The sequence below is a fragment of the Amphibacillus marinus genome (assembly GCF_900110345.1).
GTDB classification, from domain to species: Bacteria; Bacillota; Bacilli; order Bacillales; family Amphibacillaceae; genus Amphibacillus_D; species Amphibacillus_D marinus.
This window is the reverse complement of the sequence record NZ_FODJ01000003.1, coordinates 11,843-27,461: the sequence shown is the minus strand read 5'-3', so window position 1 is coordinate 27,461 and position 15,619 is coordinate 11,843. Positions and strand designations below refer to the sequence as shown.

10 protein-coding genes and 1 pseudogene are annotated in these 15,619 nt (G+C 33.1%); 5 read left to right on the top strand and 6 right to left on the bottom strand.

What is annotated here, in order from left to right:
• Positions 1-162 precede the first annotated feature (162 nt).
• The 4 genes from BM000_RS05735 to BM000_RS05720 form a co-directional block, all read right to left on the bottom strand.
• Positions 163-1,734: a hypothetical protein gene (locus BM000_RS05735; RefSeq protein ID WP_091495764.1), complete on the bottom strand. Its 1,572-nt coding sequence runs from the start codon at positions 1,732-1,734 to the stop codon at positions 163-165.
• 255 nt (positions 1,735-1,989) lie between these two features.
• The gene (locus tag BM000_RS05730; protein ID WP_091495762.1) at positions 1,990-3,783 is read right to left on the bottom strand and encodes a UvrD-helicase domain-containing protein; all 1,794 of its coding nucleotides are present in this window, start codon (positions 3,781-3,783) and stop codon (positions 1,990-1,992) included.
• Positions 3,784-3,785: 2 nt separating this feature from the next.
• On the bottom strand, positions 3,786-5,678 hold the full coding sequence (locus BM000_RS05725) for an ATP-dependent nuclease (RefSeq protein ID WP_091495760.1): 1,893 nt from the start codon (positions 5,676-5,678) through the stop codon (positions 3,786-3,788).
• Positions 5,679-5,702: 24 nt separating this feature from the next.
• Positions 5,703-6,299, bottom strand: a complete 597-nt coding sequence (locus tag BM000_RS05720) for a hypothetical protein (RefSeq protein WP_091495758.1) — start codon at positions 6,297-6,299, stop codon at positions 5,703-5,705.
• 554 nt (positions 6,300-6,853) lie between these two features.
• On the opposite strand from BM000_RS05720, the gene BM000_RS05715 reads away from it, so the two are divergent.
• The 4 genes from BM000_RS05715 to BM000_RS05705 all read left to right on the top strand — a co-directional run bounded on the left by BM000_RS05715 (position 6,854) and on the right by BM000_RS05705 (position 10,324).
• Positions 6,854-7,528, top strand: coding sequence for a site-specific DNA-methyltransferase (locus BM000_RS05715; RefSeq protein ID WP_091495756.1), 675 nt, complete (start codon positions 6,854-6,856; stop codon positions 7,526-7,528).
• 86 nt (positions 7,529-7,614) lie between these two features.
• Entirely contained in the window at positions 7,615-7,815 is a 201-nt protein-coding gene (locus BM000_RS17145) for a helix-turn-helix domain-containing protein (RefSeq protein WP_143063905.1), read from the top strand.
• Between the two features lie 611 nt (positions 7,816-8,426).
• The gene (locus BM000_RS16745) at positions 8,427-8,588 is read left to right on the top strand and encodes a hypothetical protein (protein WP_177178223.1); all 162 of its coding nucleotides are present in this window, start codon (positions 8,427-8,429) and stop codon (positions 8,586-8,588) included.
• 2 nt (positions 8,589-8,590) lie between these two features.
• Positions 8,591-10,324: a recombinase family protein gene (locus BM000_RS05705; RefSeq protein WP_091495752.1), complete on the top strand. Its 1,734-nt coding sequence runs from the start codon at positions 8,591-8,593 to the stop codon at positions 10,322-10,324.
• Here BM000_RS05705 and rlmH read toward each other — a convergent pair.
• Together rlmH and BM000_RS05695 are read right to left on the bottom strand one after the other, a co-directional pair.
• Positions 10,250-10,729, bottom strand: a complete 480-nt coding sequence (gene rlmH / locus BM000_RS05700) for a 23S rRNA (pseudouridine(1915)-N(3))-methyltransferase RlmH (protein WP_091495750.1) — start codon at positions 10,727-10,729, stop codon at positions 10,250-10,252. The genes BM000_RS05705 and rlmH overlap by 75 nt on opposite strands.
• Positions 10,730-10,744: 15 nt before the next feature.
• A pseudogene (locus BM000_RS05695) lies at positions 10,745-11,173 on the bottom strand (MarR family winged helix-turn-helix transcriptional regulator).
• A 464-nt stretch (positions 11,174-11,637) separates the two neighbouring features.
• Here BM000_RS05695 and BM000_RS05690 point away from each other — a divergent pair.
• Entirely contained in the window at positions 11,638-15,282 is a 3,645-nt protein-coding gene (locus BM000_RS05690) for a DEAD/DEAH box helicase (RefSeq protein ID WP_091495746.1), read from the top strand.
• The last annotated feature ends 337 nt before the right edge of the window (positions 15,283-15,619 follow it).

Genomic DNA, 15,619 nt, shown 5'->3' with positions numbered 1-15,619 from the left:
TATAGCAAACACTTTAAATCCTCTATTGATTTTTCGTGATCTGACATCATTTACTTATGATACGGCTCACCGTAACTATATAAAGGCAATGAATTGATGGTTCCAGTCAATGTAGTGGTGGAAAAATAGTTTTATCACTACATTCGACATAGAACTTATAACTTACTTATTTTTTTGTTTAAAGTATTCTTTAAGTACACGTTTGTGCTCTTTGAACTTCCTTTTGTTACCAAAGTGTTCTAGTAACGCCTTACGATCATAATAAATACTAGAAGGAAAGTTATGCTTTAATAATGGTTTCATCCTTTTACTATTATTTTTCTTCTCCAAGTAGTTTATTGCATCCTGTGAAAACGTACCAGAAGTAATAAATATAGGTATCACCGTTTTTCCACTAACTTTTTGAATTATAGAGCAGGTTCGCTCAAAGAACTTTTTAACACTATCTGGTTCTCTTTCATTCTCACCTAATTTTACTTCTTTACCTTCGTCGTAACCTTTAACCTCACAGGCAATTATTTCATCTACATCTTCATAAACTATATCGCATTCACATTTTCTTCCTTCAGAATCTTTATAGTGAAGACCTATATTTGTCTTATATCCGGCATCATTGAAAATAGATGCTACTAAGAAATTGAAAACATAACCTTTAAGATTTCCAAAATCGCCATCCCTACCCGAATTACTTACATTATCAAGTATAGAGGACAATTTTTGTGGATCAACCTTCTCTGGGTCAATTTCCTGTAACTCCTGTAGTGAATCAGCTAATTTAGTACCAAATACATCACTAAGTTTCATAATAAGTATTCCACGTTCTCTAGCAAGATTGTAAGCATCTTTTTCCATAGTATTTACAAAACAAATAGGAATTACTTTTAGGTTATTATTAGACTTTAAAGGACCACGATAGTTATCTACTCTATTAATGAAACCTGTAATATCATGACGTTTAGCGTTCCGATGCAATATAGACTCAACTAAGACGGGGGAACCTGCCTTATTCCGTGCAGGTTCAAATAGCTCATCTTTTTGGTTAGTACGATATAGCCCCCATAAGTATGTGTAGCCAACAGCATCAAAATAAAAACCATTATATCCTACATTAAAGTCTTGTACATCTCTAACATATGAGTTTTCCCAACCTATTAAGTTCATACTCTCTAACCATTTTAGAAGATCTTCATTTAAACCTTTATTGAAAGATAACTTTTTTGTCCTTGTTTTAACCTCTATTGATAAGTCCTCTTTTCGGGGAAACCATTTTTTTGATGCTACTACTACAGGTATGTGTTCATAATGTATTATTTCCTCGACAATCCCAAGGGACTTTAAATCATTGAATATATTAATTGCAGATTTACGTGTAGATTGAGAGGGGTCAACCACTCCAGCGGAAATCTTTACAAATTCATTCCATAACAGGAAACCATCTTCTTCCACTAATGCTTGATATATTCTATTAAGGGTTACAGAATGTTCAGGCATTATTAATTTCAATTTAGCTCTTAAATCATGAAAAGGTAGATAGTATATTAATTCTTGATACTTTAACTTAACAGGATCAGTACTAAGAAATGCTTCACTATTTTTCAATCTATTTATTATTGCCCTAGCGTTTCCCTCTGTAACCCCTCGCCTTTCTACAAGGTGTTTTCTTAATTCACTCCCCAATAAAGGTCCTTTTTCTTTTAATATCTCTATGCAACTCTCTTTATATTTTTTCCCCAATTATTTGCCCCCTATTAATTTGTAACACTATGCTTATTATAGATTATTAATTATTTAAAGCTAGGAATAAACAAATAGAATAAAGCCTGGTACTAAAGGGTTTCTCTTACAAAATTAATAGAAAACAAATGTAACGCATTAAAGTTCAAGGGAAATAACCTAAACATTTTGCAACAAAATGACATTTAAACTTCGGCTAAATCACCATCCCTATAATTAGCCATAAAAACTAAATTCTTTTAGATTTATTCTATTTTATACCGTTTCTTTCATTGAAATATAAGAGTTATCTAAAAAAGTCACATTTTCATCCAAGTGAGCATAATCTTCTTCTTCGATTAGTGGAGCCCACACACATAATAATTTTCTAGCTCTTGAAAATGCAACATAGCCTACACGTGCTTCTTCTGTTTCATTATTTAATGCAAGCCATTCATCTAATTGTGATTTAGACTCTGCCAAAACTAAAACACACTCAGCCTCTTGTCCCTTAGCATTATGGATACTAATAACATTTCCCTCACTGTTAGATAAGTTACTTTCTATTTCAAGCTGATCTACTAATTGTGATATAGTTGTTCCTTTTGACGCCTTAACTTGATTTTTCCAGTTATAATTTAACATACGTAATTTATTTCCAATAGGAATTCCAAATAAATCTTTTGAAAGATTTGATATAAAATCTTTCATTTCCTCAAATAATTCAGCAACTGTAGTCTCTGAAAGAACCAATCCATCCAAATACTGTAAGGTATAAACTTGGAGTTTCTTCCACATAAATTTGTCATAACCTATACTTGCTAGATCAACAAAGTTAGGATGCTCATTAAAAAGGAGATAACTAAATGCTTCTTCAATTCTTTCAACTGCTTGTTTAAAATCACTTTCCCGTCTAAATAGAATGGCTATCAAAGAGTTATATAAAATCTTATAGCGACGATAATGCTCCTTTTTGAGTTTCTGAAAAAACATATTCGGTTCAATATCTTGATTTTTTATTAGATTACTTATAACTCTAATGTATTTATTTTGTCTTGCCAAAATTATATAAGGATTGTAATCTTCATCACACTCGACATTATCACGTATTCTATGAAACAGTTTGATTACCTCAGATACTTGTTCAACATCTTTAAAAAAGACTACTTTCTGATCACTTGTTCCATTAATACCAGCTTCTACCTGTTCTATATCTGTTTTATTGTTTGCTAAGTGAATTATATGTTTTGCACTTCGAAAGTTGTTACTCAGTTTATAAGTTTTGTAACTTTCATTTTCCCATTTTGATTTAAAGTTTTCTGGCTGAGCCCCTGTAAAACCAAAGACGGATTGATTTGAATCACCTACACAGAAGAAAGTAGAATGGTTAAGTAATAAAAAGAGTCTTTCTTGAAAATAAGTAACATCTTGGTATTCATCAACCAACATGTATGGAAAACGAACGCTTAAAGCATCTCGAATATGCTCATACTTGTTTAATATTAGATAGGATAAGTAGACAACATCCTGCTGATCAATATAACCATCCCTTTTTAGAAGGGATTTCCACCATTTTGCTACGTCAGAAGGAATTTTGCCTCTGTAGCAAAACGGGTTTCCATTCTTATCTCGATTCAAACTTTCAAAGGCTTCTAAAGTGGAATTATTAATTAAGTAAGGAGGACGCTTTAACATTGTAGCTATATCGTTTTTATAGTTTCTAGCAAAACCAAATGAAGCTAATTTAAAAGGTATGTCCTCGTTATTAAAGAAATGGGAATACGGTTTTATTACAAAATCTAGTAAAAAGGAATGAATTGTTCCTATAAACAGATTAGAAGGTAACTGTACTCCTTCTTTTTCTAATCGAGAAATAATTTCGTCCTTAGCCGCATTTGTATAAGTAATACATCCAGTCCCCAAATAATTCTTTTGTCTCTTCTCTATTATATATTTTAAACGTTCAATCAATAACGTTGTTTTTCCACTCCCGGGGCCAGCTTGTACTACTATAGGCTCTGAAAGAGGGGAAAATACTATACTTTCACGAAATTTACCATCATCCTTCACGTTTAAAACTCCTCCTCATCTTTTAACAAAAAATCGAAGGCTGCTTTAATATAACTCGGAACATTAAAATCCTTCCCTTTGTTTAATTCATCTAAGATAAACTGTGAGAATTCTCCTTTAACCTGTGATATTAACTTATATGCTTCTTTCGCAAATTCGCTACCCTCCATTGATGATATACTTTTCCTAGCTTCGGTTAACCCTATTTTATATTCCTCGAATAATTCAATAAAGAAAGTTTTATTATCTTCAAGCATTAAGTCATATTCAAATGTTTTTAGGTTGGTGGAAATTAGTATATTATCTATACCTTCAAAGTCATTAATTAGCCCACAAGTTCTTGAGCTGAATTCAAATTCGCCTGGCTTTGTTGGGTAAACCTCTTCCTTTAAAACTTCATTATTATTTCCCTTTACCTCATCTCCATTTTCATCAAGAAGCGGAGTTTTTTCTGGATCACTGTCTGTTAATACTGCACATTTTATATTTAAACCTGATGAATCAAATAAATGTAAGAATGGACGAAAAGCAACCCCGTCTACTGAAATTACTGAAATACCTTCTCCTTCTAAAGTTCTTTTCTTTTTTACTTTCTTACCGTCTACCTCAATTTCTTCACTGTAAATCATTGAAAAGAATTTTGGTATAAGCAGTCTTTCCGCAATTCCTTCCACTAATAATACCTTTCTACTAAAAAATATATCCGACTTTGTAGCATCTAGCCATCTCTCCAGGTATCTTTTGTACTGAAGCTGTTGTTTTAGACTAGGGTCGAATATGGATCCTATACGTTTAGATATTGTCTTTTGGTGGGATTTATAAAAGACTATTAAACTATCTAAGTTCGAGTGAGAACTAACATTTGTAGAGTGTGTTGTTACGATAACTTGCCCCGCTACTTTTTGTTTAAAAAAGTAACTTGCCAAATACTTTTGTAAATGATTATGTAGATGAGCTTCAGGTTCTTCCACAATGATTATTGGAAATATGTAATCAAAATTGCTTAGTTTCTTTTCCTTTAACGCAGTATATTGTGTAAGTAAGAGGCTAATAAAAAGCAAATTATTATAACCAAGCCCATTCATCTCAACTGAGTGAACCCGATCCTCTACGTCACCTATTAAGACTTTTAAATTTTTTATAAGAGAGTCGTAATCATTTTCTCCCATTTGAATTTGCACTTTTTGTCTTGTAGATCCAGTTATGTTGTGCAAGTAACTATTTAAGTCACTTTTTACCTTTTGTATTTCCTCTCCTTGCATAATTGTCTTGTTCAATTCATCGACTTTGACTGCAATATTCTGTAAAACATTATCCTCTAAATCAATACTCCTAAGCATCTGCTGCAACTTTCCAGATGACTTTTTTAATTCTGTTGTAGCATCCCTAAGTGCACCTACGTATTCAATTCCAAACTTCGATAACATATTAAAATCAAATGTATCCAAAGTTTCCCTTTCCCCACCATATATAATCCATTCGTATTCATTTAATGGTAATTGAACCCTATTTATAGATACCTGTTCGGATGGAGATTCCACGGAGATATTAGCCTTAGGTCTATACTTATAAGTTAACTTTGCTTCACCAGGATTCCTTGTAAGCCATCTACTGGTAATAGCTAATTCATCTTCAGTTTCGATGCCTTTTAAAAATACTTCTATTGTAATTTCCGGCCATTTTTCCTTAATTACAAGTCCATTATAAAAGTCCTCTTGTATCAATATCCTTTTTCTAGGTGAATAATTACTATTAAAAATAAGATTTAAAGCATCTAAAAAGTTTGATTTACCAACATTATTTTCTCCAATAACTACTGATAAGCCTTCATTCAAATCTACATTAAATTGGTCAAAACTCCTGAAATTACTTATTGTTACCCCCGATATATACATAACGATCTCTCCAAACTTTGATTGTTATATTACTTCTATTTCCATGTCACCAAAGCCCAACTCATCTTGCTCTTTCTTTGTTAATAACGACTCTTCACGATTTGTAAACCTTTGCAAAACTGCTTCGACTTTTACCACATCGAATATCTCTTGTTCAATCGCTTCCATAATGACAGCATCCATCCTAGCCTCTTTAAATGTCTTTCCTACTTTTCTAAGCAAAGTCTCCGTTTGAACTAGATTCAACTTTAATGACAATGCTATGCGAGATACTATATATACAGGAACTTCTCTTGACCCATTTATATACCTACTGAGGGCAGACTTTTTAATTAAACTACGCCTTGATATAGTGGCTTGTGTTACATCCTTTTCGAACATTAATTTGTTCAAATATTGGTGGAAATCTTCGTCTTGATCATTATTAGTTCTTTGCACAGCTTCCTCAAATTTCGTAAGGCTCATTCTCGAAAACGTATGTCCAAACCCTGTTTGTATACCTACACCAGGTTCTATACTGTGTTCATATTCTCCTCGAATCCACTCCAGCTTTCTGGTTATTCCATCAGTATCAAAAAGAAGTTGGACACTCATAAGTATTTTATTCAATTCTTCATTCATTTCCATTCCTTCATTATCTAGCAACCTAATAAATAAAAAATATAGAACTGTTATGGATATATGTATTTACCATACTTTTATACTACCATTATAAAGTATTTCTCACACTTTTCCTTTACAATTTCATGTATTACCTGGGAGTAAAGTCTGAAGAAAACCGTTCACTCGTAAAAACACGAAAACACCAATTTTATTCAAAATGCAATCTCTATTCTCTATTAAGTTAGGTTCATCACTCTATTAATCGGCATCCTAAACTTGAATCAGTATATATCCTCATTATACTAGTTAAAAGAACAAACATTTAACCTCATAAACTTCCTTGAAATATACCTTCTGTGCCATGTTACGGACACACGTTGACAAGAAATAAGTCATTTGACACTAGGCTTCACTACTTGTAACCTCTATATATAATTTTTAGTTATAACTGAATACAAATATTAACCAATCTCCAATTGAATGTAACTGGACAAACAGACAGTTTCTCATTCATTATATAGTATATAGAGGAAACTAAGAAAATAAATATTCATAGGGAATGGGGTTGTCACATGGAAACTGAATTAATGAAGGAGATAAATAAAGTCTTGTTTTCTTTCCCTGAGTATTGGGAACAGGGAACGTTATTAAAATCGAAAGTAATTGATGATTTAAGGGAATATAGAACGAATTTAATTGAAGCATTGTTGGCGAAAGATGATATACAGACAGCTTATTCGATAAAAGTTGGAAACAATCTTGTATTCAAGATTGATGAATTCGTTGCTATGCTGCGATTCAAAAATTATTGGGAGAATAGCTACACCCGTTTCCGTAATGAAGTCGGTTTGACAAGTGAGGGTAAATATTTGAAATATGATTCAGATGTAATGTTAGATTTTCCATACAAGGATTGCATTTTGGAAGGTGGTATGACAACTGAAGATGTAGGAAAAAAAGAGCTATATTATCATAGGGAATTGGCACGAGAAGAAATAGACGTGATGCTGTCGCGAAAAGTACTTACCAATATAAAGAAATATGATGAGCAAGGTGAACAAGAACTAACGGGAATTGGTGAAAAAGATAATCTTATTATTAAAGGAAACAACTTGATTGCGTTACATTCAATAAAAGATAGATATGCTGGTTTGGTAAAGATGATTTACATAGACCCTCCATACTTTTTTAAAGAAAAAAAAAGAAAAAGATGCGTTTGCCTACAATTCAAATTTCCATATGTCTAGCTGGCTAATATTTATGAAAAACCGCCTTGAAATCGCAAAAGAATTACTTGCCATTTATGGTACAATTTGGATAAGTATTATTAAAGATGGTATGCACTACAAAAATAGCAAAAGCAGTGGAGGATTTTGGAGGTTTAGTACGTGAATATTGTATGGGAAACAGCCTTTCATTGCAGGATATGGCTGAAAATGTGGGATACTCAGCTTCATACATATGGCGAATCGAAAACTATAAAAGATACCCTGAAATGGACACAAAGCTAAATCTCCCGGAAATACACCATTAAAATAATTGTTTAGCTGTGTGTACTTAATATTATGCCTTCTTTGCAAATCCTGTACCTCCTGATAGTGGAGTTCGAACATCTGTTTAAATGTGTGAATCATTTTTAATTCCCCCTTGGTCATATGTTGGGAAGCAGAAACATGTTGTGTACCAAGGGTTCACCCATATACTTTTGTTCCCAATCCGACTATATTTATTTGTTTTTGTAACCTCCCCAATACGATGGAAGGTTCAATTTGATTCTTACATTTGATTGGCTTATCAATACAATTATCATAGCTTGTACAAAGCCTTCGTAAAACTTTCCAATGTTCGACTCTGTTCTAGCTCATGTTAAATAGGCTATATAAACCTCTCCTTCGAAAGTGGTGACAAATTGTCAACCACAAAGGTCATTTTTCATGATATGCTTTTTATGTAGCGTAAATAAACACCTCCCACAATACGCACGACCCCAGATTTACCTTCTAATTAATCTGTCTTTGACGAATTCCCAAGAATAACTTTAAATCCCACCTTTCCCATGCTATTCATCCATTTCTTTAATTCCCACCCGCATAAAACTACAGTCTTACCACAGAATCAAATACATTAAATCGGAGGCTTATACCAATGGAAAAATCCACAACTAATATTTCCCCAGATGAAAAAAATATAGAAACTAACGATGCAAATATCCAAAAGGCTAATGAAAGTCTTGACACAATTGCTTTCTACTTATTTGAAGCAATCAAACGAAAATCAAATCAACAATTACAGAGAAAAGGAGAATAATTATGACAACTAAGACTAAAGTAATTGGACTATACATTCGGGTTTCAACAGGAAAACAAGTCGAACATGGATTCTCGTTAGATGCACAACGAGAAGAGGGTACACAATTCGCCCATAGAATACTTAGTGAAGACATTACGATTGAATGCTATGTGGATGAAGGTATTAGTGCTAAGAGCACAAAAGGAAGACACGCATTAAATAAGATAATTAAGGATGCAGTTTCTGGAAAATTAGATGCAATAATCACCTATAAAGTAAGTAGATTAAGTCGTTCTTTATCTGATTCTTTAAAGCTAGTAGAGGAAATCCATAGAGAAAGGGTTAGATTCATCAGTATTAAGGAGGGCGAATATGGTACACCACACGGAAACTTGCAATTTAACATTTTAGCCTCGGTGGCTCAATATCAAAGAGAGGAACTCGCGGAGAATGTTCAATTGGGTATGTCGCAACGAGCAAGGTCTGGGAAGTTTAATGGCGGTATAGTGTTAGGTTACAAAACTGTTGACAAGGAATTGATTGTCATAGAGGAAGAAGCTGAAACAGTTAAACTTATCTTTGATAAGTTTGCGAATGAAGGATGGGGCACAAAGAAGATTTCCAATTACCTTAATTCAATAGGTAAACGTACAAAAAAAGGGAAAACATTTGCTGTAGTATCTGCATCAACTATTCTTGATAATCCCATATATAAGGGATATGTAAGATTCAATCAAGTACTTAATTGGGAAACAAATCGAAGAAAGGGGAAAAACCCTAACCCCATAATAGCAAAAGGTACACATGAACCAATTATAGATGAAGAGACTTGGAGTAAAGCTAGTGAATTAAGGGAAAAACGACGTACTGGTACACCACGGCAATATTCAGGCACATTCCCGATAACAAGCATTGCTAAGTGTCCGGAATGTGGTGCCTACATGACAAGTCTTTACGGTTCAAAACGAAAAGACGGAACCAAAAAAAGATACTATGCTTGCGGACAGTATCATAACAAAGGAAGATCTGTATGTAATCCAAACCTTATTGATGCGGATTGGCTAGAGAATGCTGTGTTTGATAGACTTACACAGACGTTGCAATCTGATTCCGCCATCGAGAGAATTACCAATCAAATTAACCAGTTGATTGAACAAGACCCTAAATTCACAGAACAAACAAAGGAAATAAAAATACTAGAATCCCAACTAACCAAACTGGAACAACAAAGGAGAAGAGTTCAGGAGTCAGTTGAAACAGGATCTGGAATTCATACTGAGAAGGAAGCGGCTGAACGAATGAAAGAAATACGGGCCGAGATAAGCGAAACTAAAAACAGGGTCTTTTCATTGAAAGAACAGCCTTCTAAAAAGGAATCATCTTTAAAACCTGTTACCCAAAGTTTCATTCGTCAACAGCTTCAAGAATTCCTTGAACTAAAAAACTATTTAGAGCCTTTGGAATTTAGACAATTAATTGTAGCATCCATTGAAAAAATAGAAGCTGAGAAGAAAAGTTTAGAGCATATTCATTTTTCCTTCATTGCACTTTTACCTGAAGATGAATTGAGTAATTCGATTCCTTCATTTACTAAATCTTCTATAGAAAATTATATAATAAAATCAAAAAGAACTACCCCTTTAATCTTAAAGGGTTTATATTTTACCCCAAATTGTTACCTACTTATGATAAGGCTCCCCCCTCCTAATCCGAAAGCTCCGATAAACCTGCTCCAGCAGGACCAATCGCATTAGTTGATGAGGCAAGGTCATCTTTGAGAAGGACAGGGCAAAGTTACTCCGCTTCATCACCGCTTCACTCAATCCTAATGAACCACCAATAATGAATGCCACTTTGCTTTTACCATGTAAAGCAAGCTGATCCATTTCGGTTGCTAGCTGCTCGGAAGTTAATTGTTTACCTTTAATCTCAAGTGTAACGACATGTGTATCCTCAGGAATTTTTGCTAAAATACGTTCGCCTTCTTTTATCTTAATCTCTTCCATTTGAGCAGGGCTTAGGTTTTCTGGTGCTTTCTCGTCAGGTACTTCAATCAGCTTTAAATTTGCATAGGCTTGTAGACGTTTGACATATTCGTCTATTCCTAGCTTTAAGTCTTTCTCTTTTAATTTTCCGACACTAATAATCGTAATGTTCATCGTTTAAGTCCTATTCTATTCAAATTGAGTTAGCATTTTAGCTAGTATTTTTTTTAGATGAATGAGTTCAGTCTTGTTTAAATTGGTTTGTTCAAGGAACTTAAATGGAATTTGAGCTGCTTTTTCTTCAGCTTCCTTGCCTTTATCGGTCAGCGATACTTGTACCACGCGCTCGTCTTCTTTTGATCGCGTTCGTTTAACTAGACCGTTCTCTTCCATCCGTTTAAGCATTGGGGTTAAGGTTCCTGAATCTAGAATTAGGCGTTGGCCTAATGTTTTAACTGATATTTGATCAGTTTCCCATAGTACAAGCAACACGAGATATTACGGGTATGTGACGTTGAGCTCCTCCAGTAATGGACGGTAACGTTTTGTTATTTCACGGGTTGCTGCGTAGAGCGGGAAACAGATTTGATTATCTAATTTTAAGAATTCGTTTGTCATGATTGATCACTCCTGTCTCTTTTATAGCAATTTCAGGCTTTGTTTCCTATCTTTTGTCACACTTTGCACACTGAACAGTATCAAACTAATAGGAGCATTCGTCTATTCAAATTGAACATCCCTTTTTGTTTTGCAGTTGAAAATGAGAAAAGCAACCTCAAACCCTTGTTGCCTTTGGTTTTTCAGCTTTGCTTTTTTTGCGAAAAAGGGTAGCGAATTAGCTACACATTTTTCACAAAAACGCCTTACACGTCTCCCACAAGGATAGACCAATTACACCTAAATAGCATATAAATTCAAAAAAAAAATCTCTCTAATGTTTATAGTTTGAGTGTTTAATCCTTAGTTTAACAGTGGTAATATATTATTAGGAAATACATTTCAGAAATTTTGGCACCACGTGGCTGCTTTTCAAAAGTATTTAGTACACGCTATTACACCGAAGGAATAAGAGGGAGCTTATAATGATTAAGTCTAATCGCACACATAAAATGACTATTGCTAAAAAAGTTTTAGATTTTTGGTACCTTGTAGACTTTTTAAACCAAGAAGCATTTCCGATAACTTCTAAAGAAAACAAAAAAAATATCAATATAGAGAAAAATCGTCTTAAAGAAAAACGACAAGTAAATAAACTCACAATATTTCATGATTATCCTAGTAATAAGAAATTATCAGAGATAATAAATGAAGATAACCATACTTTCAATCGATATAGCTACATAAGTAATAACTTGCATTTGTGTATTGGGAAAGTTAGCAAAGAATTTTTAATTCAAGAACTATACCGTATGTTAAATTTAGAAGATGATAGACCAGAACAAGAGAAATCCAAAGTTTGTTTGTTTAGCTTAAAATTAGATGAAGATGGTTCATATAAAGAAAATAGTCTTAGAATTTCTCCTTTGGTGTGGGGAATTTACCAATGTAATTTAACAGATGGACAATTTGATTCTAATTTATCTAATGATAGATATATGAAAGATATTTCATTTTTCGAGCAGTCTATTAGTAATACAGAGCCATTAAATTCGGAATGTATAAAAACCTTATATAAACAAATTGTTAACACCTACATCAAGAACATGGGGACAAAAACATTTGAATATAATGTAGAGGGTAGCTTCATTTACACACGATACAAAAATGAAAAAGTATTTGAACGTGAAGATGGCCTAAGTCCTGATTATAGTGAACTGATTAAGGGGTTTTATACAAGCGATTTAAAATTAGTTAGAAATGCCTTAGACACTACTAACCTGAACCCTATGTTTGAATCCATAATTGATTATGTAGTCAGCGCTTATACGAACTATAATGAAAAGAATCAAAAGAATTCTTCCGAGGACCGAATAAATATTCGCGAAAGTAAACCAGACATTGAAAAATGGTTACACCCTGACTTAAGTCCTGATGGTAAGTGGCCGTCTAAATTCAGTCCTGCACTTATGCAACAAATCGCGATTAATATCGGCATTAGCAAATCAGAGGAAACAAGAAGTATTTTCTCTGTTAATGGTCCTCCTGGTACGGGTAAAACAACACTTTTAAAAGAAATAATCGTTTCTAATATTGTTGAACGTGCTAAAATCTTATCTACATACGAAACAGCTGATGATGCCTTTGAAGTCCGTTATTTCCAAGATGGAATAGAAAGCCACAATAGTTATGATAAATACGTAAACAAGTATTTTGCTTTTAAAAATAATGATCTAACTAAATATAGTATTCTAGTTGCTTCTAGTAATAATGCTGCTGTTGAGAATATTACAAAAGATTTACCCGATATGGATGGCATGCTCTCAAGCTTGTCCTCCAGTGATAATGATAATCCGAACAAAAAGGAAAATTTAGAAAAAGTACGGTCGTTATTTGATATCTCTACTACCGAAAACAAAGAAAAGTACAGAAAAGATAAAACACAGTATATAGAAAAAGGGGATGTCTACTTCTCACACCTTGCAAACAACCTTTTTGCAGAACGAAACCAAGCTGATGACAATTTTGGTGAAGATAAATACTGGGGTATTATATCAGCACCCATGGGTAAGTCAAACAATATTAGTAAGTATAGTTTCAATGTCTTATCTCATTTGATTCAAAGTTTCTATGTGAATAATCAAATGATAAAAGATCGACAAAAAGGGTTTAGTAAGGTGAAAAAAGAATTTGACGCACAATTAAAAATAGTTACCAATTTAAAAAAGAATTTGAAAACAATCAGTCAGCTATCCGACGAACATAAAAAACGAGAAGAACAACTTATATACGAAAGAAAATCGATTGAAATTGAAATTAATCATTATGCTAACAAGCTAAGGCAGCTTCAAGTAAATCTTCAATCTTTAAAAAATAAAAAAGACAAGAACAAAGAGGAATTATTATTAGTAGCCGATAATGTTAAAACTTTACGCGTTAATTTATGTGAAGAAGACGTTAAACAACAAGCGTTAAATGAAAAATTGGAACTTATTCGTTCCTCCATAATCAAATTTGAAGACGAAAGAAAATGGTATGAAGTTTTATTTGGCAGATCGATTAATACCGAGCGATTGAAGAGAATAAAAGAAACCAAAGAAGAAAAACAAAGAATTAGTTTCAAAAAGGAAGGTTTACAAAAATTAATTAATACTATTAAACTTCAATATAGTGAAGCAATAGCTATACAAAAAGAACTAGAAACTCAATTAATTAATGTAGAGAAGAGTATAATAGCAACACACAACGACCTTGATAAATGCGCAACGTCCATAAAGAAAAAAAGAATAAAAATTACACATTTAGAAATGACTATTGATGCTAACAAAATCAAACTTCAAGAGAAATTAGCGTACTACAGGAAAGACATGACGGTTATAGACAAACAATTTTGGAATGATTTTGGCTCTAAAGATAATGAAACAAACACCAAAGTACAAACATCCAACCCATGGATTACTGAAATATATAATCGAGAAAGGGAAATATTATTTTACCTTGCACTACAGGTACATAAAGAATTTATTCTTTCATCGAAATCATGCAGAGACAATTTTAAAAATTTACAGATGCTATGGAAATACAAAGAAAACTACAAAGGCGAATTATGTAATTATTCAAAAAGAGACAAAGAAAAATCGTTTGCTCACTTACTTAATACCTTATTCCTACTCACTCCAGTTATGTCCACTACATTTGCATCCGTTGGGCGTTTCTTAGGGAACATTAAAGAACAAGGCGCATTAGGTCTATTAGTTGTAGATGAGGCAGGTCAAGCTTCTCCGCACCTTGCACTAGGAGCATTGTGGAGATGTCAACAAGCAATAATTGTAGGCGATCCTAAACAAGTAGAACCTGTCGTTACAGATGATGCCGACGCAATTAAGAAGGCTTTTTCCGACAAAACATTACTACCTTATATGAATAAGACTGTTTCTGTACAGGAATTTGCTGATAATATCAATAGATTTGGATCCTATATTAAAGATTCTATGAATACAGATGCACCACCCACTTGGGTTGGTTGCCCACTTATTGTTCACCGTAGATGTATAAATCCCATGTTTGATATTTCTAATAGCCTTTCTTATGATCAAACAATGAAAATACAAACTGGGAAAGCTAAGCGTAAAGATGAAGAAAAATTTGCACTCGACCATTCCGCTTGGTTTGATATTAGCGGCAAAGAGGTTGGCCAGAAAAATCATTTTGTTCCTAATCAAGGGAAAGAAGCCCTTCGAATTATAATTGATAGTTTTAATGCATACAAAGGTCTACCTGATTTATATGTTATTTCTCCATTCACTACAGTAATCAATGGTGTAAAGAATCTAGTAGAACAATCAGAAGAACTTCAATCATATAAAGATGATCTTAACAATTGGGTAGATAACTATTGTGGAACAGTTCATAAGTTTCAGGGGAAAGAAGCGAAAGAAGTTATCTTTATCCTTGGTTGCGATAAGAATGCCATGGGAGCTGTAAGATGGGTTAAACCTAATATTATAAATGTGGCAGCAACACGTGCTAAATATAGATTGTACATTATAGGGGAATATAACGTTTGGCAACAATCGGCTATTTTCCGAGTTACCAAAAAAATAATGGATGGTGCTAAAGTAGAAAATTAAATAAGATTAGGAGAAATAATGAAGAGATAAATGGTAGGTATCAAATCTAATCTTTTTTCATAATTGGCAGGATACAATCCCCTATTAAATTCAGTAAAGAAGGTTCAAAAATTACTTAAAAGCAAAAAAATGGTTTATATAATTTTATTGAAGACAATAAATTATTTAATTCAATTCTTGCTTTTTCAATGCTAGAGAATTATGAAGAAGGATATTCACGATTTAATACTTGGATTAAAAAAGTGCTGAAGTCAGATTTAATAGAAATACTACATAAGAGCGACTTTTTTGATAAAAATATTCACTTAACCTGTGATATACCGATGAAAAACTTAAT